17 protein-coding genes are annotated in these 18,336 nt (G+C 64.4%); 14 read left to right on the top strand and 3 right to left on the bottom strand.

What is annotated here, in order from left to right; all coding sequences use genetic code 11:
- Positions 1-132 precede the first annotated feature (132 nt).
- The gene (locus KFO72_RS13930; RefSeq protein WP_054933073.1) at positions 133-1,365 is read right to left on the bottom strand and encodes an ABC transporter substrate-binding protein; all 1,233 of its coding nucleotides are present in this window, start codon (positions 1,363-1,365) and stop codon (positions 133-135) included.
- A gap of 298 nt (positions 1,366-1,663) precedes the next feature.
- Between KFO72_RS13930 and KFO72_RS13925 the strand changes: the two genes are divergently transcribed.
- The 3 genes from KFO72_RS13925 to KFO72_RS13915 are packed head-to-tail and all read left to right on the top strand — an operon-like array spanning position 1,664 to position 4,469.
- Positions 1,664-2,437 carry an SDR family oxidoreductase gene (locus KFO72_RS13925; RefSeq protein WP_054933072.1) on the top strand — a complete coding sequence of 258 codons (774 nt, stop codon included), beginning with the start codon at positions 1,664-1,666 and terminating at the stop codon, positions 2,435-2,437.
- A 49-nt stretch (positions 2,438-2,486) separates the two neighbouring features.
- Complete coding sequence (locus tag KFO72_RS13920) at positions 2,487-3,557, top strand: ABC transporter ATP-binding protein (protein ID WP_225032377.1); 1,071 nt, start codon at positions 2,487-2,489, stop codon at positions 3,555-3,557.
- A gap of 39 nt (positions 3,558-3,596) precedes the next feature.
- A complete protein-coding gene (locus KFO72_RS13915; RefSeq protein ID WP_060604361.1) occupies positions 3,597-4,469 on the top strand; it encodes a MurR/RpiR family transcriptional regulator in 873 nt (290 codons plus the stop codon).
- A gap of 12 nt (positions 4,470-4,481) precedes the next feature.
- On the opposite strand, the gene KFO72_RS13910 is transcribed toward KFO72_RS13915, so the two are convergent.
- Positions 4,482-5,309, bottom strand: a complete 828-nt coding sequence (locus tag KFO72_RS13910; RefSeq protein ID WP_054933069.1) for an IclR family transcriptional regulator — start codon at positions 5,307-5,309, stop codon at positions 4,482-4,484.
- Positions 5,306-6,154 carry an IclR family transcriptional regulator gene (locus tag KFO72_RS13905; RefSeq protein ID WP_054933077.1) on the bottom strand — a complete coding sequence of 283 codons (849 nt, stop codon included), beginning with the start codon at positions 6,152-6,154 and terminating at the stop codon, positions 5,306-5,308. The genes KFO72_RS13910 and KFO72_RS13905 overlap by 4 nt, the downstream gene beginning before the upstream one ends.
- Positions 6,155-6,390: 236 nt before the next feature.
- On the opposite strand from KFO72_RS13905, the gene KFO72_RS13900 reads away from it, so the two are divergent.
- The 11 genes from KFO72_RS13900 to KFO72_RS13850 all read left to right on the top strand — a co-directional run bounded on the left by KFO72_RS13900 (position 6,391) and on the right by KFO72_RS13850 (position 18,194).
- On the top strand, positions 6,391-7,350 hold the full coding sequence (locus KFO72_RS13900; RefSeq protein ID WP_054933068.1) for an MBL fold metallo-hydrolase: 960 nt from the start codon (positions 6,391-6,393) through the stop codon (positions 7,348-7,350).
- Between the two features lie 42 nt (positions 7,351-7,392).
- Positions 7,393-9,114, top strand: a complete 1,722-nt coding sequence (locus KFO72_RS13895; protein ID WP_225032376.1) for an FAD-dependent oxidoreductase — start codon at positions 7,393-7,395, stop codon at positions 9,112-9,114.
- 42 nt (positions 9,115-9,156) lie between these two features.
- The gene (locus tag KFO72_RS13890; protein WP_054933066.1) at positions 9,157-9,405 is read left to right on the top strand and encodes a DUF2783 domain-containing protein; all 249 of its coding nucleotides are present in this window, start codon (positions 9,157-9,159) and stop codon (positions 9,403-9,405) included.
- 114 nt (positions 9,406-9,519) lie between these two features.
- Positions 9,520-10,851, top strand: coding sequence for an MFS transporter (locus KFO72_RS13885; protein WP_107202830.1), 1,332 nt, complete (start codon positions 9,520-9,522; stop codon positions 10,849-10,851).
- 373 nt (positions 10,852-11,224) lie between these two features.
- Positions 11,225-11,932, top strand: coding sequence for an RNA polymerase factor sigma-70 (locus KFO72_RS13880; protein ID WP_225032375.1), 708 nt, complete (start codon positions 11,225-11,227; stop codon positions 11,930-11,932).
- A gap of 55 nt (positions 11,933-11,987) precedes the next feature.
- Positions 11,988-12,221, top strand: coding sequence for an MbtH family protein (locus KFO72_RS13875; RefSeq protein WP_054933064.1), 234 nt, complete (start codon positions 11,988-11,990; stop codon positions 12,219-12,221).
- Between the two features lie 140 nt (positions 12,222-12,361).
- Entirely contained in the window at positions 12,362-13,387 is a 1,026-nt protein-coding gene (locus tag KFO72_RS13870; protein ID WP_176052772.1) for a TauD/TfdA family dioxygenase, read from the top strand.
- A 4-nt stretch (positions 13,388-13,391) separates the two neighbouring features.
- The gene (locus KFO72_RS13865) at positions 13,392-14,234 is read left to right on the top strand and encodes an ABC transporter ATP-binding protein (protein ID WP_224101524.1); all 843 of its coding nucleotides are present in this window, start codon (positions 13,392-13,394) and stop codon (positions 14,232-14,234) included.
- Complete coding sequence (gene fhuB / locus KFO72_RS13860; RefSeq protein WP_224101525.1) at positions 14,231-16,357, top strand: Fe(3+)-hydroxamate ABC transporter permease FhuB; 2,127 nt, start codon at positions 14,231-14,233, stop codon at positions 16,355-16,357. The genes KFO72_RS13865 and fhuB overlap by 4 nt, the downstream gene beginning before the upstream one ends.
- Positions 16,358-16,359: 2 nt before the next feature.
- Positions 16,360-17,157 (top strand): siderophore-iron reductase FhuF, encoded by a 798-nt coding sequence (fhuF, locus tag KFO72_RS13855; RefSeq protein ID WP_225032374.1) that lies wholly within the window; start codon positions 16,360-16,362, stop codon positions 17,155-17,157.
- A complete protein-coding gene (locus KFO72_RS13850; RefSeq protein ID WP_225032373.1) occupies positions 17,154-18,194 on the top strand; it encodes an ABC transporter substrate-binding protein in 1,041 nt (346 codons plus the stop codon). Before fhuF ends, KFO72_RS13850 begins: the two co-directional genes overlap by 4 nt.
- Positions 18,195-18,336: the final 142 nt, after the last annotated feature.

Below are 18,336 nucleotides of genomic sequence, written 5' to 3'. Positions count from 1 at the left end.
ACCCGGCGCTTCGCATGAAGGTTGACATCTGGATTCGCGCGAAAGGAAGCGCGCTCATCGAATGTGAAGCCGCATCGGCGTCGAGCCGATGCGGCTTCCCGTACTTCCCTGACGAATCATCGAAACGCGTGGTTACTGGCCGAGCGCCTGATTCGCCTGGCTCGCGGCCTGCTTCAGCGCATCGTCAGGCTTGGATTTGCCGAGGTACACGGCCTGCATCGCGTTGGTCACGGCCTTCGCGGTGTCTTCCCAGCCCGTCACGGTCGGCGCGAAGCGCGCCTGCGGCAGCAGCGCGATGAACGCCTTGGTGTCCGCATCGTTGAATGCTGGGTCGGCGGCTTCCGCCTTGGTGGTCGGCAAAAAGCCTTCCGTGCTCGTGAACTCGACGCGCGGCTCTTTCGTGAACAGATAGTCGAGGAACTTCCAGGCGTCCTTCTTCACCTTCGAGTTCTTGAACATCACGATCGAGTCGGTGACGGCATACGTCGCGCCGTTCGTGCCGACGGGCAGCGGATCGATGCCGTATTTCAGGTTCGGCGCTTCCTTCTTGATCTGCTTCGCGAGGAACGGCGCGGAAATCATCATCGCGACGCGGCCTTGCTTGAAAAGGTTCTGCACGTCTTCACGGCTATAGCCGGTGACGCCCGGCTGCGTCAGACCCTGGTCGATCATCGACTTGTACAGCGTCGCTGCCTTGATGCCCGCGGGCGAATCGAAACCGGCCTTGCCCTGCTTGTTCAGCACGTCGCCGCCGTTGGTCCACAGCGCATAGTAGTAGTACACGTCGGTTTCGATTTCCTTGCCTTGCAGGCCGAAACCGGCAATGCCCTTCGCCTTCAGCTTCTTCGACGCATCGATCACGTCATTCCACGTCTTCGGGCCATTCGGATAGCCGACGCTCGCAAGCAGATCCTTGTTGTAGTACAGCGCGCGGGCCGAAGCGGCGATCGGCAGGCCGTAGGTCTTGCCGTTGATCTGGCCGGGCGCAAGGAACGGGCCAATGAAGCGGTTCTTGAAGTTCGCGTCCATGTACGGGTCGAGCGGCTCCGCGACGTCGTCCTTCACGAAGTCGAGCAGCCAGCGCGTGCCGACGATCGCGAGGTCGGCGTTGGCGTTGCCCGAGATATCCGTTTGCAGCTTCTGTTGCAGCGTGTCCCAGTTCACGTCCTCGATCTTGATCGTGGTGCCGGGATTGGCCTTTTCGAACTGGCGTGCCATTTTCTCGAAGTACGGTGCCGTCGCGTCGCTGTAATGCGCGACCGTCACACGCACCGTATCGGCGTGCGCCGATAGGGCAAGACCTGCAAACGCGAGCGCTGCGGCGACTTTGCCGAGCGTAAGGGAAGCACGTGCATGCAACGACATTTCGTCTCTCCTGGGGTGGTCCGCCGCCGTACCCGGCTGCTTGGGTTGAATTGTTTGAAAAAATCCTACACACGAAAAAAAATGTTGTCACGTAGGGCTGACGATATTTTTTGTCGCGCGCTTTTTTGCATAACATGCTGTAAAGGATGGGCTTTTTGTGCGGTGCGGGGAATTGGCCATCTATTGCGTCCGCATGGTTGGCCAGCGGTGAAAATGTGCAATATGTAGGAAATTTACACAACGGATGCGGCTTGTTGCCCGGTGCAAAAGCCGCCTGCCTACGCGAAGAGGACAGGACATGAAGCGTGTCGTGCTGGTGACGGGAGCATGCGGCGGGATCGGCAGTGTGTTGTGCCGGCGTTTCGTGCAGGACGGCGCGACCGTGCTCGCGCTCGATGTCGATGCAGCCGCGCTGGATAAGCTGGCTGCGGAACTGGGCGCCGACCGCGTGACACCCATCGCCGTCGATCTGTGCGACGCCGACGCCGTGCGCGAAAGCGTCGCGCAGGCGGTTGAAAAATGCGGCCCCGTCGACGTGCTCGTCGCGAACGCCGGCGCGGCGCAAGGGCTGACGCTCGCGAAAACGGATGCCGCGAGCTGGCGGCGCGACGTCGATCTGAATCTGAACGGCACCTATCACACGGTCGAAGCGGTGCGGGCGTCGATGATCGGGCGGCAGCAAGGGTCGATTGTGCTGATCGGCTCCGTGAACGGCCTGGCGGCGCTCGGTCATCCAGCGTACAGCGCGGCGAAAGCGGGGCTGATCAGCTACACGAAGTCGCTGGCGATCGAACTTGGCCGCTACGGGATTCGCGCGAACATCGTGTGTCCCGGCACAGTGAAGACGCAGGCGTGGCAGGCGCGCGTCGACAAGAACCCGCAAGTTTTCGAGGACCTGAAGAAATGGTATCCGCTACGCGACTTCGCGACGCCCGACGATATCGCCGACGCCGTGCAGTTTCTCGCGTCGCCGATGGCGCGCGTGATCACGGGCGTGGTGTTGCCCGTCGATGGCGGCCTGATGGCGGGCAACCGGCTGATGGCCGAAGAACTGACGCTCGAATCGATCTGAACGCCCAAAGCAGGCACGCGACACAACCGCAACCGACGATGAGGACAGCATGGCAGCAGTGCAACTGAGCGGCATCTACAAGCGTTACGGCGACACGCAAGTCGTGCACGGCATCGACCTGCATATCGACGACGGCGAATTCGTCGTGCTGGTCGGCCCGTCCGGTTGCGGCAAGAGCACGCTGATGCGGATGGTCGCGGGCCTCGAGGAAATCAGCGGCGGCGAGTTGACGATCGGCGGCACGCGTGCGAATGGCTTGCCGCCGCAGCAGCGCAATATCTCGATGGTGTTCCAGAGCTACGCGCTGTATCCGCATCTGTCCGTGTACGACAACATCGCGTTCGGTCCGCGTATCCGCAAGGAAGCGTCGACGAGTTTCAAGCCGCGCATCGAAGCCGCCGCGAAGATGCTGAACCTCAGCGGCTATCTGGACCGCCTGCCGCGCGCGCTGTCGGGCGGGCAGCGTCAGCGTGTCGCGATGGGCCGCGCGGTGGTGCGCGAGCCGTCGCTGTTCCTGTTCGACGAGCCGCTGTCCAATCTCGACGCCAAGCTGCGCGTGCAGATGCGCACCGAGATCAAGGCGCTGCATCAGCGGCTGAAGAACACGGTGATCTACGTCACGCACGACCAGATCGAAGCGATGACGATGGCCGACCGCATCGTCGTGATGAACGCGGGGCGCATCGAGCAGATCGGGCGTCCGCTGGAGCTCTACGACCGGCCGGCGAATCTGTTCGTGGCGAGCTTCCTTGGCTCGCCGTCGATGAATTTCGCCGCCGGCGAAGTGGTGAGCGTGTCGAACGGCCTCGCATTGCAGCTCGCGGACGGTGTGCAGATTCCGTTGCCCGGCACCAGTCAGGCGGCGAAACCGGGCGCGAAGCTTACGCTCGGCGTGCGGCCCGAGCATATCGAAGCGTCGAATGAAGGCATTCCGATGGATGTCGAGGTGGTAGAGCCGACGGGCGCGGAAACGCATCTGTACGGCAAGATCGGCGGCGCGGCGTGGTGCGTGACGATGCGCCAGCGCGCGTCGATCGAGCCGGGCCAGCGCGTGACGGTGCGCTTTCCCGAGCAGCACACGCATCTGTTCGACACGGAGAGCGGCAACAGACTGGGCTGACATGCCGCTGATTCATCTTCCATCGAAAGGAACGCACGGGTGTCCGCACCGAACCTGATTCCTCACATCCGCAGCGCGCTCGAATCGCTGCGGCCCGCCGAGCGCAAGGTCGCCGACATGGTGCTGTCCGATGTCGACTTCGCGATGCGCGCGAGCATCACCGAGCTCGCGCAACGCGCGGACGTGTCGGAGCCTTCCGTGACGCGTTTTTGCCGCGCAGTGGGCGCGCACGGTTTGCGTGACTTCAAGATGCAACTCGCGCAGAGCGTGGCGGGCGGGATGCCGTATGCGTCGACGGCCGTGGCGCGCGGCGACGATACACAGACGCTGATCGACAAGGTCGGCGAAGCGGCCGTCGAGGGCATCACGCAGGCGCGCAGCGCAATCGATCCCGTTGCGGTGAACGCGGCGCTCGCGGCGCTCGCAAGCGCGCGCCGCGTGTATTTCTTCGGCGTCGGCTCAGGCTCGGGGCTCGTCGCGCAGGACGCGGCGCTGCGTTTCCTGCGGCTCGACATCGCCGCGAGCGCGTTCACGGATGCGCATTTGCAGCGTCTTTACGCCGGCCTGCTCGAACCCGGCGATGTCGCGTTCGCGATTTCGCATTCGGGCCGCAGCGTCGAAGTGAACGAGAGCATGCAGATCGCGAAGGAGCGCGGCGCGACGACGATCGCGCTGACGAATGTCGGCTCGCGGCTTGCGTGGCTCGTCGATATTCCGTTGTTGTTGCGCGTACCGAGTCCCGTCGATCCCAACACGCCGGGCGTATCGCGGCTCGTGCATCTGTGCGTGATGGATGCGCTCGCGATCGGCGTCGCATTGCGGCTGGAGCCGCATACGCTGGAGAAGATGCGGCACGCGAAGGCGCGGCTGTCGCAGGAGACGGGTGCGGCGGCGGAGGATGGGGCGCAGTAGTCGGCCGCGCGCTCAGCCCGTCACATACCCAAACCGCCGCGACAGCCGCTGCGTCGCTACCCGCAGCGTTTGCGCCGCGCCGCCTTGCGTGTCGCTGTCGAAACTTCCCGCTGTGCCCATCAACGCGAGCACCAGCACGATGCTGCCGGTGTGATCGAACACGGGCGCAGCCAGCGTGTTGATGCCGGGGATCGGCTTGTTGAGCGCGGTGTCGATGCCGTGCTCGCGAATCCGCGCGAGACGTTCCGCATACGGCGGCGCGAGCGTCGCATCGTGCGTATCCGCCGCCGACGCACCCGCCAGCCTCAGATGATCCTGCGCGAGCAGACCATGCCGCACATCGTCGGCGACATGCGCGGCGAACACGCGGCCAATCGCCGTATTCACCAGCGACATCACCGTGCCCACGCGCAGGCTCACATGCAGCGGCCGCGCCGATTCCTCGAGCCGCACGACAGTCGGCCCAAGCGGGCCGAGCACGGCCATCGCGACGCTCATGCCCGTCGTCACCGCGAGATCGACGATCTCCGGTTCGGCTTCGCGCGTCGGCGACAGGCGTTGCAAGCCGATCAGCCCGAGTTCGAGCGCAAGCGGTCCTGCTTCGAAACAGCCCGACGTATCGCGGCTCAGCAAGCCGATCTTCTGCAAGCTCACCAGATGAGGAAACGCCTTGGCGGGCGCCATGTCCGCGGCCGCAGCGAGATCGCGCAGCGACAACGGCTTGCCTGCCGCGACCAAAGCCGTCAGCAGTTCGCCCGTGCTGTCGAGCGATTGAATGCCGCGCTGCTGCTTCGTGTCGGTGCTCACGGACGATGATGTGTTATCGAGTGCGTCTTTCATGTTCGATCCGCCGCGCTATCCGCGCCGATTTCGCGCGCTGCATGCCGAAGCGCGCGCGCGACGGGACCGTCCCAGTTCACGTCGATCGCGCCGCTCGGCCCGATCACCGTCAACGCGAGACATAACTGCCCGTCGGCATCGAGCACGGGCGCAGCGAGACTGCTGATGCCGGGGCTCGGCGCATCGATGCCGCGTTCGATGCCGCGTTCGCGGATCGCCGCGAGCGTCGCGTCGAACGCCTTGCGTTCGGAAGGCGCAACGATATCGCCCGCGCCACCCGACTGGTTCGCCCACATCGTTTGCAAGGTCGCGGGCGGGAGGTGTGCGCAGAACACGCGCCCCGTCGACGTCGCGGGCAACGACATTACCGTGCCCACATGCAGGTTCACGTGCAGCGGAAACCCCGCATGTTCGTATCGGACGATGGTGGGGCCCTGCGGTCCCGCCGCACAGATCGCGACGCTGAAGCCGATCTCTTCGGCGAGCGCCGCGACACGCGGCACGGCGGCGCGAAACGCCGGCTGGTTCGCCAGCTGCATCAGGCCGAGCCGCAACGAGAGCGGCCCCGGTTCGTAGCGCCCCGAGAGTTCGTCGCGCTTGATGAGACCCAGCCGCGTGAGGCTCACCAGATACGCATGCGCCTGGCCTGGTGCGATGTCGGCGCTCGTCGCGAGATCGGACAGCGCGAGCGGTGTGCGTGCTTTCGCAAGCGCGTGCAGCAGCCGTCCGCCGACCTCGACGCTCTGGATGCCGCGCTGCTGCTTGCCCGAGCCCGTCGTCTCGTCGTCTTTTGCTGTCTTCAACATGCCGCTCGCGTCGCCTGCCTGCATCGAAAAAAGGTCCATGTTAAACGAACGCCACGCCATGCCCGTTCGATCCAGAACCGCCCAGGGTATACGAGAAATTAGCGTATAGCGATACGTTTCGCTATTGACAAATAATCGTCAGAGTCTAAGATGAAATCACCCCGAGCTAACAACCGCCGGACATCATTCCAATCAGACTGGACGAGACACCTCCCTACCGCTGCGCCGGCGTGCGCCGCGTCTCGCCCGTCGCCCCTCAATCAACGGAGACGAGCATGGCCAAGGCATTCGCATCGCAAGCCGACCTCGAAGAAAAGAAGATCACGTGGACGCAGTTGTCCGAGAACGCCTATGCGTACACCGCTGAAGGCGACCCGAACTCGGGCGTCGTGATCGGCGACGACGGCGTGCTGATCGTCGACACCACCGCGACGCCCGCCATGGCGCAAGACCTGATCGCGAAGATTCGCAGCGTGACCGACAAGCCGATCAAATACGTCGTGCTGTCGCACTACCACGCGGTGCGCGTGCTCGGCGCATCGGCGTATTTCGCGGAAGGCGCGCAGCAGATCATTGCGAGCCGCGGCACGTATGAAATGATCGTCGAGCGCGGCGAGGCCGACATGAAGTCGGAGATCGAGCGCTTTCCGCGTCTCTTTGCAGGCGTCGAAACGGTGCCGGGCCTCACGTGGCCGACGCTGGTGTTCGAGAAGGAGATCACGCTGTTCCTCGGCAAGCTCGAAGTGCGCATCGCGCATCTCGGCGCGGGTCACACGAAGGGCGACACGGTCGTATGGCTGCCGTCGCAGAAGGTGCTGTTCTCCGGCGACCTCGTCGAATACGACGCGGCCTGCTATTGCGGCGACGCGCAACTCGAACAGTGGCCCGCCACGCTCGAAGCGCTGCGCGCGCTGAACGCCGACATGCTCGTGCCGGGCCGCGGCCCCGCGCTGACCACGCCGGAAGATGTCAACAAGGGCCTCGACTACACGAAGGACTTCGTCACGACGCTGCTGCAAAGCGGCCGCGAAGCCGTTGCCGACAAGCTCGATCTGAAGGCCGCGATGGCTCACACGCGCAAGGCGATGGACCCGAAGTTCGGTCATGTTTTCATCTACGAGCATTGCCTGCCGTTCGATGTATCGCGCGCTTATGACGAAGCGAGCGGCATCACGCATCCGCGCATCTGGACCGCGCAGCGCGACAAGGACATGTGGGACGCGCTGCAGGCGTGATGACGCGGCAATAGCACAGCGCAGATGGATGGAGACAGCAGAATGAGCAGCATCAACTACCAGACCTTGTCGTTCGAATACCGGCGCTGCGCCGAGCAGGATGCAGCCGCAGCGGCGACAGACGCCGCGCGGCATCCGGTGATCGTGGTCGGCGCGGGGCCCGTCGGTCTCGCGACGGCGATCGATCTCGCGCAGCAGGGCGTCTCGGTTGTACTCGTCGACGACGATTGTTCGCTCGCTACTGGTTCGCGCGCAATCTGCTTTTCGAAGCGTTCGCTGGATATCTTCGACCGCCTCGGCTGCGGCGACCGCATGGTCGACAAGGGCATCAGCTGGAACGTCGGCAAGGTGTTCCTGCAGAACGAGATGGTGTACACGTTCAATCTGCTGCCGGAGGCGGGGCATCATCGGCCCGCGTTCATCAATCTGCAGCAGTACTACGTCGAAGGCTTTCTGCTCGAACGCGCGCAGTCGCTGCCGGATATCGACATCCGCTGGAAGAGCAAGGTGGTCGGCTTGCAGCAGCACGGCGAGCCGGGTTCCGCCGATGCATTCGTCACGCTCACCGTCGAGACGCCCGAAGGCGAGTACGCGTTGAGCGGCCGCTATGTGGTCGCCGCTGACGGCTCGCGCAGCCCGATCCGCAACATGATGGGCCTCGACAGCAAAGGCCGCGTTTTCAAGGACCGTTTCCTGATCGCCGACGTGAAGATGGAAGCGGAGTTTCCGAGCGAGCGCTGGTTCTGGTTCGATCCGCCGTTTCACCCGAATCAATCGGTGCTGCTGCACCGGCAGCCGGACAACGTGTGGCGTATCGACTTCCAGCTCGGCTGGGACGCGGACCCGGCGCTCGAGAAAACGCCCGAACGCGTGCTGCCGCGCGTTCGCGCGCTGCTCGGGCCGGACGTCAAGTTCGAACTGGAATGGGTCAGCGTCTATACGTTTTCGTGTCTGCGCATGGAACGCTTCCGGCACGGCAACGTGCTGTTCGTCGGCGACGCCGCGCATCTGGTCTCGCCGTTCGGCGCGCGGGGCGCGAACAGCGGCTTTCAGGATGCCGAGAACGTCGCGTGGAAACTGGCGATGGTGCTGGACGGCCGCGCGCCCGATGCGTTGCTCGACACGTATGCAAGCGAACGCGAATACGCCGCCGACGAAAACATTCGCAACTCGACGCGCTCAACGGACTTCATCACACCCAAGTCGCCCGTCAGCCGCACGTTCCGCGACGCCGTATTGAAGCTTGCGCGCAAGCACCCGTTCGCGCGTCAGCTCGCGAACAGCGGGCGGCTTTCGGTGCCTGCGGTACTGCACGACTCGACGCTCAATTCGGCCGATCACGATGGCTTCGAAGGCAAGATGGTGCCGGGCGCTTCGTGCGTGGATGCGCCTGTGTTATCGAATGGCGCGCCCGCGTGGCTGCTCGCGCAACTCGGCAATGCGTTCACGGGCATCGTCTTTTGCGGCAAGGATGGCATCGACGCGGCGACGCAACACGCATTGAAGGCGCTGCAGACGGGTTCGATTCCGTTCAGGCTGGTTGTCGTTGCGTCGCACGGCATTCGCCATGACGTGCATGGCCTCGACGATGCCGTCGTGCTCGAAGATGCGGAAGGTCTTGCGTGGTCTCGCTACGACGCCACGCCCGGCACGTTCTATCTGATCCGTCCGGACCAGCACGTGTGCGCGCGCTGGCGCACGTTCGACGCCACGCGCGTCGATGCGGCGCTCAAGCGCGCGTTGTGCGTGGAAGGCGTTGCCTGAACGCAGTAGCGCAGATCACTACGATAAAAGTTGGAGACGAACGTGGCACTCATCACGCAACTCAATCTGACGCAGCCCGACGACTTCTACGAAGCGCTGATCGACATGCACCGCGATTTCGACGAAGCGCAAAGCCAGGCCGCGAATGCGCAACTGATTCTGCTGCTCGCCAATCATATTGGCGATTACGCGACGCTGATGGAAGCGATCCAATACGCGCGCGAAGGCGTCGATTTGCCGAATTCATCCGCTGCGCAGCACACGGCCGACGCACCGCGCGTCGCCGCCTGATCTTTCGATCCGGCTCGCCCATTCAACGAAGCGCAAGCCGTCTTCCCTGACAACACGGCGCAACAGACGCCGGACCCAATGGGTCCGTTGGACCCGCATTGCCTGGAGATCTCGATGAGTCAGTCAATCACGCATGCCTATGAGCCCGGCGAGCCCGCCGCCGCGTTTCAGGACGACACCGCGCTGTATCGCAAGGTGACGTTGCGGATCGTGCCGTTTCTGTTTCTCTGCTACGTTATTTCGTTTCTCGACCGCATCAACATCGGTTTCGCGCAGTTGCAGATGAAGCATGATCTCGGCTTCAGCGATGCGATGTACGGACTCGGCGCGGCCATCTTCTATATCGGCTATGTGCTGTGCGAAGTGCCTAGTAACCTGCTGCTCGCGCGCTTCGGCGCGCGCCGCACGTTCACGCGGATCATGCTGCTGTGGGGCGCTGCGTCGGTGTGCATGATGTTCGTTTCGCAGGCTTCGCATTTCTATCTGCTGCGCTTCATGCTCGGCGTGTTCGAAGCGGGCTTCTTTCCCGGCATCGTGCTGTATCTGACGTACTGGTATCCGGCGCGGCGGCGTGCCGTGATCCTGTCGATCTTCTTCGCAGGCGTCGCGGTGGCGGGCGTGCTAGGCGGTCTCGTTTCCGGCTGGATCATGCGCGACATGGCGGGCGTGATGGGCCTGTACGGCTGGCAATGGATGTTCGCCATCGAAGGCGCGCCCGCTGTCGTGCTGGGATTGCTCGCTGCGTTCTGGCTGGTCGACGGCCCGCAGCACGCAGCGTGGCTCACGCAACAGGAAAAGGCTCATCTGATCGAGCAACGCGACGCCGAGCATCGGCCCGCGAACTCGCATTCGTCGCGCGCATTCATCGACGCGTTGCGCAACCCGCGCGTCTATCTGTTCGCGTTCATCTACTTTTCGTTGACGTGCGCGTCGTTGACGCTCAACTTCTGGATGCCGCTGATGATCCGCGACTTCGGCGTGCACGACGTGCTGTGGATCAGCCTGTACACGGTGATACCGAATGCGATCGGCGCGGTTGGCCTGATCCTGATCGCGCGGCATTCGGACCGTCACGGCGAACGGCGCAAGCATTTCGCGGCGTGCACGATCGGCGGCGGCATCGCGCTTTCGCTGTTGACGCTGCACTTGAGCAGCTTTGCCGCAATGCTCGGCATTCTTTCGATAGCAGCCGTGCTGATTTTTGCCGCGCTGCCGATTTTCTGGACGGTGCCGTCGGGTTATCTGTCGGGCAAGACTGCGGCGGCGGGCATCGCGTTGATCAGCAGCATTGGGATTACGAGCGGCATCGTGAGCCCGTGGGTGATCGGTCTGATCAAGACCCATACGGGCAGCATGGATAACGCGTTGTATCTGCTGACGGCTTTGTTGTTCATGAGCGGTATCGCGCTGTTGCGCGGGGTGCCGAAGCAGCGGGTTGTGGGGTAAGACTGCCGGTCCTGTTCGCCTATATGCATGGGCCTTGCTGCGAACGCGCTCGCGACGTTATCTGTCGACGAGCGCTAGTTCAAGCAACTAACCGTCCGTCGGTCTGACGTCTCCAGATCAGCAGTGCGCGAGGAAATCTGCTCATTCAGGTGGGTTTCCATGGACGGGTAGGCAGGCAATCCACCCGCCCAGCCCCCAATCCCCACAAGGCTATGCGCCCTGCATCGGCCGATCGCATTCCTTCGCAAAAACCATCCATCAAGCATAAACGTCACCAAAAAATAATAAGAATAGCCAGATTTATGATTGAGAATGATTCGCGTTTACGTTAGATTCGCTTCCATCTGATCGATAGCGACATGGAGACGATTCGATGGCTGAATCAATGGCGAGGTTTGCGGCACGGATCGACCGTCACCCGGCGGCGTTCGCACAAGGAGCACTGGACGACATCGATTGCGAGCCGTCCGAAGCGCGCGTCACCGCGACGGAACAACGCCGCTGCGAAGGACTGCTGCTCGACGTGCTGATCGAAAACCGCCGCTCGCTGATCCAGCTTGCGCGGTCGTTTGTCGGGTGTTCGAGCCGTGCCGAGGACGTGGTCCACGACGTATTCATCAAGCTCACGGGCTTTTCGAATCAGGACGACGTGCGGCAGCCGCTCGCCTACGTGGCGCGCATGGTGCGCAACGCATCGATCGACGCGTGCCGCCGCCAGTCGCTCGAAAACACGTGGCACGCATGCGAGGAAGACGGGCTCGATGTGCCATCGCCGGAACCGTCGCCCGAGTCCGCGCTCGTCACACGCGACTCGCTGCGACACGCGTTCGACGCCCTCGCGCAATTGCCCGAGCGCACGCGCAGCGCCTTCGAGCGGGTGCGTCTGCGCGAAGAGACTTTGCAGGAAACCGCGCGCGCCTTGAATGTCTCGCAGACGCTCGTGCATTTCATGGTTCGCGACGCCGCGAAGCATTGCGCGGACTGCATGCACGCCGGCGCGCAAAACGTCGCGTACGCAAAGACGGCGGGGCGCAGTAAAAAAAGTTGTGCGTCGAACGTCAAGCAGATGACGGCCTCGTGAAGTCACGAAGGCAAACGTTCAACTGCATCTCACCTGATACGCAAGCAGACACGACATGACCCAGAACACGCATCAAGACGCACAGGACGACGTTCAATACACGGTCGTCATCAACGACGAAGAACAGTATTCGATCTGGCCGGCGTTCCGCGACGTGCCCGCTGGCTGGCGCGAAGTCGGCGTACGCGGGCCGAAGGCCGCGTGCCTCGAGCATATCGAAAACGTATGGACCGACATGCGTCCCGCGAGCCTGCGCCGTCACATGGACGCCGCGCCGGTTACGCGCTGAGCCATACGCTGCCGCCCTGCAACGGCAGCGCGCAGCAAAGATTCTCGCGCGCCACGAGCGCGCCGCGCGAGACCGTTCTTCGAGCCGCGTCGATGCGTAGTCGACGCATGATCGGCGCGGCCCGCCACTGAGGACACGTCATGACAGCGTCTCTCCCGACACTCGACGATCTGCGCATCGAGCCCGGCCTGCCGACCATTGTGTCGCCGCGCGGCGACAGGTCGTTCACGCTCGAAGCCGCCGCGCCGCTGTTGCGCGACATCGCGAGCAACTGCATCGAGCGCGCCGGCGGCGTGCTGTTCACGGGCTTCGCCGTGCCGTCGATCGACACGTTTCAGCAATTCGCCGCCTCGTTCGGCGCGCCGCTGATTGGCTATGAATTCGCTTCGACGCCGCGCAGCCAGGTCGAAGGCGCCGTGTACACGTCGACGGAATATCCGCCGCACCGCTCGATTCCGCTGCACAACGAGCAGTCGTACACGCGCGAATGGCCGATGCGCATCTGGTTCCATTGCGCGCTCGCCGCGCGTTCCGGCGGCGCGACGCCGATTGCCGACAGCCGCGCGATCTATCGTGCGCTCGACCCCGCGTTGATCGAGCGCTTCGCGCGACGCGAGCTGCTGTACGTGCGCAACTTCGGCCAGGGGCTCGATCTGCCGTGGCAACAGGCATTCGGCACCGAAGACCCGCGCGCCGTCGATGCGATGTGCGCGGCCCGCGGCATCGATTGCGAATGGCGCGAAGACGACGACGGCGAACCGTTGCTGCGTACGCGCGAGCTTTGCCAGGCGGTGGCCGTGCATCCGCGCACGGGCGAGCGCGTGTGGTTCAACCAGGCGCATCTGTTCCATCTGTCCGCGCTCGATGAAGACATGCAGGAAGCACTCGTCGATGCAGTGGGTCTCGACAACGTGCCGCGCAACGTCTACTACGGCGACGGCGCGCCGCTCGAAGCCGAGGCGCTCGCGGAGATTCGCGGCGTGCTGGATCAACAGCGCATCGTGTTCCCGTGGACGGGCGGTGACGTGGTGATGCTCGACAACATGCTGACGGCACATGCGCGCGATCCGTTCGAAGGCCCGCGCAAGGTCGTCGTCGCGATGGCGGAAAGCTACAGCGTCCCGGCAAACGCACAAAGGTCCAACCGATTCGCCATCGCTACATGATCCAATGAAAAGCAGTTCCAACCTGGCGCTGTCGGCGCGTTCGCTGACGGTGGGATATCGCGATCATGTCGTCATCGATTCGCTCGATATCGACATTCGTGCCAATCGCGTGACCGCGCTGTGCGGGCCGAACGGTTGCGGCAAGAGCACGCTGCTGCGCTCGCTCGCCGGTTTGCAGCCCACGCTGGCGGGCGAGGTGACGGTCGCGGGCAAGCCGCTCGCTGCGTATCGGCGGCGCGATCTCGCGCGCACGCTGACGATGCTCTCGCAGTTCAACCAGATTCCCGCCGGCCTCTCCGTGCGCGATCTCGTCGCGTACGGACGCTACGCGCACGGCGGCTGGATGCGCGGTTTGTCGAAGGAAGATCGCGCGGCGATCGACGACGCACTCTCCGCAGCCGGTATCGCAGACGATGCCGCACGCGACGTCGCCGCGCTCTCGGGCGGCGAGCGCCAGCGCGCGTGGATTGCCATGGCGCTGGCGCAACGCGCACCCATCGTGTTGCTCGACGAGCCGACCACGTATCTCGACATTCATCATCAGCTCGACATTCTCACCGAACTGCGCCGTTTGAATCGGGAGCGCGGCCTGACAATCGTCTGGGTGCTGCACGATCTGAATCAGGCTGCTGCCTACAGCGATGAAATCGTGTTGATGCGCGCTGGCCGCATCGTCGCGCAAGGCACGCCGGACGCGATCATCGATCCGCAGCATCTCGAAGCGACCTTCGGCGTGCCGATGCTGCGCATCGCGCATCCGCAGACAGGTGCGCCGATGTGCGTGCCCGCGCATGCCGCACGCGACGAACTGGCCGCCGCATCCGACGACAAAGGCCTCGCCGCATGACCACGCTTGCCGCAAGAAAACGCATGCAGCGCGCGCAAACACGTGCGCTGCCGCGCTGGCGCGAGGCGCAGCATAGCCGCGTCGGCGTGTTGACGTTCGCGCTGCTCGCGTCGATCGTCGTCATTGCCGCGTTGCGCCTCGCCCCGGATCTGTCGATGATGCTGCACGCCGCAACGTCGAATGCAGCGCATGACACCGACGAACACGCGCTCGCGCATGTGCTGCTCTTCAACCTGCATTTGCCGCGCGTGCTGGCGGCACTGGTCGCGGGCGGATGCCTCGGCGTGTCGGGCGCACTGTTCCAGTCGCTGACGCGCAATCCGCTCGCTTCGCCGGATCTGCTCGGCATCACGGGCGGCGCGCAGCTCGGCCTGCTCGCCGCGATGCTGATACCGGCGCTGGCGGGCGCGGCGTCCGTGCCGCTGCTGTTCGGCAGCGGCCTGCTCGCGGCCGCGTGCGTCGCGGCGGCAGCGGGCGGCTGGCGCGCGACGCCGTTGCGCATGGTGCTCGCGGGCAGCGTCTGCATGCTGCTGTTCTCGGCCATCTCGACCCTCACGCTCGCGTTCTTCGAGCAAAGCATCGCGGGCGTCGCGCTGTGGGCGAGCGGCAGTCTTTATCAACCGGGCGCAGAAGGACTGGTGACGGCAGTGCTGTGGTTGCTGTTGCCGCTCGCGGCGCTGCCCTTCGTCGTGCGTCCGCTCGATCCCATCGCGCTCGGCGACGACGCCGCGCTTGCCGTCGGCGTACGCGTGGATGCAGCACGCTTTTATGCGCTGCTCGTCGCGATCGGCTTCGCGAGCGTGGCGGTGAGCGTCGCTGGGCCGATGTCGTATGTCGGGCTGATTGCGCCGAATCTGTTGCGCCATTTGCGCGGCTCGCGCTCGACGCGGCTTGCCGCGCTCGCGCCGTTGTCCGCGCTGGTCGGCGCGCTGCTCGTGCTCGCAACCGATAGCGCCGTGCTCGCGCTCGATCTGGACGGCACGCTGTCGACGGGCGTCGCGATCGCTGTCGTCGGCACGCCGCTGATGCTCGCGATGATCCGCCACGGCGGCGCATGGACCTCGGCGCTCACGCAAGCGGCCGACGCTCCCGCTCAATCGGCACCCAGCCGTTTCGCTACATGGATCACAGGACTTTCTCCACTTGGTGCCGGTTTGATCGTCATCGCCGTTGCGGCCATTTCGATCTATGCCGCAGGCACGTTCGGCGAGACCACGCTCGCCCCGTCGCGTTGGCTCCCCGCAATGAACGGCAGCGATAGCGTTGCGCGCATGCTGCTCGATCTGCGTCTGCCACGCGTGGTGTGCGCGTTGCTTGCGGGCGCGATGCTCGCGGCCAGCGGCGTGCTGATGCAAAGCGTCGTGCGCAATCCGCTGGCCGGGCCGGAAGTGCTGGGCGTCACGCAAGGCGCTTCGCTAGCGACGCTCATCGCGCTGCTGTTCTGGCCGCTCGCCGCGCACGCGACGATTGCCGGGTCGTCGCTGGTCGGCGGCGGCGTCACGCTCGTCGCGATTCTCGCGTTGAACCGGCGCATGCGTTATGCGCCGCTCGCGGTCGCGTTGACGGGACTGGTTGTCGGCACGCTGTGGACGACGCTCGCACAATGGGTGATTGTGCAGGAGAGCGTGCAGCCCGCGCGCTTCGTCGTGTGGCTGGTGGGCGGCACCTATGGTCGCAGCTGGAGCGATGTGCTTGCGCTGTTGCCGTGGTGCGCGGCCGCGCTGCCTGCGTTCGTGCTGCTCGCGCGTCCGCTCGATCTGCTCGCACTCGGCGACGACCAGGCCGCATCGCTTGGCTTGCCCGTGGCGCTGCTGCGTCCGCTAGCGCTGACGGTCGCGACGATCGCGGCCTGCGCGGCGGTTGCAGCCGTCGGGCCGATCGGCTTTGTCGGATTGATGGCGCCGCATCTTGCGGCATTGTTGGGGGCGCGCGCGCATCGCACGCGCTTGTGGCTCGCGGCGACGTGCGGCGCGGCGATTCTCGCCGCTGCCGATATCGGCGCGCGCACGCTGCTTGCGCCGCGCGAAATTCCTGCGGGGGTGCTGACGGCACTGATCGGCGCGCCGTATCTGCTCGCGTTGCTGATCGTGCAGGCGCGGCGCGAACGCAAGCGCGGGCGGTGAACATGTCCTCTGCCGCACAATCGTTTGCATCGCTGGTCGCCGATACGCCGTTCTCCGCGTATGTCGAACGCGTGTGGCTCGGCGTGCCTGCTGAAACTTCAGACACCGGCGACGCCGCGCAAGTGCGCGTACCGCTCACGCAACTCGCGACGCAGCGTAAAGCGATCCTCGATGCAATGCTCTTGCGCTACGGCGGCGATCCCGAACGTCATGCGCGCGCGCTGCTGTCGCAGTGGAGCAAATACTATTTCGGCCTCGCGGTGCCCGCTGCGCTGGTGTCGGCGCTCGTCTTGCAGAGACCGCTCGACATGAACCCTGCGCGCTGCCTGCTGTTGCTGCGCGAAGGCATGCCCGAAGCGCTGTATCTGCCGCACGACGCACTTGCTGACCCAACTGAAGATCCCGCGCGGCGATATGCGTCGCTGGTGGATGAGCATCTGCGCGGCGTGATCGATCTGCTGGCGAGCATGACGAAAATCGCGCCGCGCGTGCTATGGAGCAACGTCGGCAATCTTTTGGACACGTTGTTCGGGCAATGCGCGGCCGTGCCGGGCGCGGCCCGCGACGCCGCGTGGATGTTCGGATCGGGTGCGCTGTTCGGCGGCGACGAGCCGAACCCGCTACGCGTGCCGGTGCGCGACGTGACGCCGCGCTCGACGCTCTTGCCCGCGCCGTTTCGTGCGCGCCGCGTCTGCTGTGTGCGCTATGAAATACCCGGAGAAGATCAACTGTGTGCGAGCTGTCCACTATTACTCACGATGAGCGACGAAGACCTCGCGCGGCAAGAGGCGATACGATGAAGCAGGCGCTACGGGCGGCCGCTTGCGCTGTTTGCGCCGCGTGCGTCGCGTTCTCGTGTACCGCGAGCGCGGCAGGCGCGACGTCCGCGCCTCGCGATGCAGGTGCGCTTGCGTGCGCGCCGCTGTCCGCCAATCCCACCGTGACGCAGGCGAGCGCCACGCTGCCCGCGCATCCGAAGCGCATTGTCGTGCTCGAATTCATGTTTGCCGAAGCGCTGCTTTCGCTCGACGTGACGCCTGCTGGGATGGTCGACACCGCGTATTACCCGTCGTGGATCGGATATGGCGTCGAACGGATGCAGTCGGTGCCTGACGTCGGCACGCGCCAGGAGCCGAGCCTCGAAGCGATTGCCGCGCTCAAGCCGGACCTGATCATTGGCGTTGGCTTCCGGCATGCGCCGATTTTCGGCGCATTGCAATCGATTGCGCCTACCGTGCTGTTTCAGTTCAGCCCCGAGATGAAGCTCGACGGCGCGCAGGCGACGCAGCTCGAATGGGCGCGCAGGATCTTCGATACGATCGGGTGCATGACGGGGCGCACGGTGCAGGCGCAGGCGATTGAACGGCAGCTGGATGAAGGATTGGCACGCGATGCAAAGCGTCTTGCGGATGCGGGCCGCACGCATGCGGACTTTGCGCTGTTGCAGGAGCTGGGGTTGCCCGATCGGTACTGGGCGTATACGAGTAACAGCATGGCGGGCGGAGTCGCCAGGAAGCTGGGTCTGACGTTGTGGCCCGCGCAACCGACGCGTGAAGGAACGACCTACGTGACGTCGGAAGATCTGTTGAAACGCCCGCAAATGAGTGTGTTGTTGACGAGCGCGACCGGTCCGGAGGTGAAGCTCGAGGCGAAGCTCGATTCGCCGGTGTGGAGGTTTGTGCCGGCACGGCGTGAAGGACGGGTGACGCTGGTCGAGCGTAATGTTTGGGGGTTTGGTGGGCCGATGTCGGCGTTGAGGTTGTCACGGGCGGTGACGGATGCGGTGTTGTCGTTGCCGACGGCTGAAGCGCAATTGGGGGTTTCCGCTTCGCGGTGATGTTGGTGGTGGTTTGGTTTTGGTTTTGGTTTTGCCTTTGCTTTTGCTTTTGCTTTTGCTTTTGCTTTGCGCTGGCATCCGCGAGTTGTTAGCGTGCTTCAAGCGTCGCCCCTGTGCGGGGCGGCACCTACTTTTCTTTGCC

Source organism: Paraburkholderia sp. XV, assembly GCF_020177535.1.
Taxonomy (GTDB): Bacteria; Pseudomonadota; Gammaproteobacteria; order Burkholderiales; family Burkholderiaceae; genus Paraburkholderia; species Paraburkholderia caribensis.
Note: the sequence above shows the minus strand (reverse complement) of the source record. Positions and strands in the feature narration are given on the sequence as shown.

Coding starts and splice junctions, on each gene's coding strand:
- KFO72_RS13875 (WP_054933064.1), top strand. CDS start 11,988: ATGACCCAGAACACGCATCAAGACGCACAGGACGACGTTCAATACACG.
- KFO72_RS13910 (WP_054933069.1), bottom strand. CDS start 5,309: ATGAAAGACGCACTCGATAACACATCATCGTCCGTGAGCACCGACACG.
- KFO72_RS13865 (WP_224101524.1), top strand. CDS start 13,392: ATGAAAAGCAGTTCCAACCTGGCGCTGTCGGCGCGTTCGCTGACGGTG.
- KFO72_RS13870 (WP_176052772.1), top strand. CDS start 12,362: ATGACAGCGTCTCTCCCGACACTCGACGATCTGCGCATCGAGCCCGGC.
- KFO72_RS13885 (WP_107202830.1), top strand. CDS start 9,520: ATGAGTCAGTCAATCACGCATGCCTATGAGCCCGGCGAGCCCGCCGCC.
- KFO72_RS13880 (WP_225032375.1), top strand. CDS start 11,225: ATGGCTGAATCAATGGCGAGGTTTGCGGCACGGATCGACCGTCACCCG.
- KFO72_RS13850 (WP_225032373.1), top strand. CDS start 17,154: ATGAAGCAGGCGCTACGGGCGGCCGCTTGCGCTGTTTGCGCCGCGTGC.
- KFO72_RS13900 (WP_054933068.1), top strand. CDS start 6,391: ATGGCCAAGGCATTCGCATCGCAAGCCGACCTCGAAGAAAAGAAGATC.
- fhuF (WP_225032374.1), top strand. CDS start 16,360: ATGTCCTCTGCCGCACAATCGTTTGCATCGCTGGTCGCCGATACGCCG.
- KFO72_RS13930 (WP_054933073.1), bottom strand. CDS start 1,365: ATGTCGTTGCATGCACGTGCTTCCCTTACGCTCGGCAAAGTCGCCGCA.
- KFO72_RS13895 (WP_225032376.1), top strand. CDS start 7,393: ATGAGCAGCATCAACTACCAGACCTTGTCGTTCGAATACCGGCGCTGC.
- fhuB (WP_224101525.1), top strand. CDS start 14,231: ATGACCACGCTTGCCGCAAGAAAACGCATGCAGCGCGCGCAAACACGT.
- KFO72_RS13920 (WP_225032377.1), top strand. CDS start 2,487: ATGGCAGCAGTGCAACTGAGCGGCATCTACAAGCGTTACGGCGACACG.
- KFO72_RS13925 (WP_054933072.1), top strand. CDS start 1,664: ATGAAGCGTGTCGTGCTGGTGACGGGAGCATGCGGCGGGATCGGCAGT.
- KFO72_RS13905 (WP_054933077.1), bottom strand. CDS start 6,154: ATGGACCTTTTTTCGATGCAGGCAGGCGACGCGAGCGGCATGTTGAAG.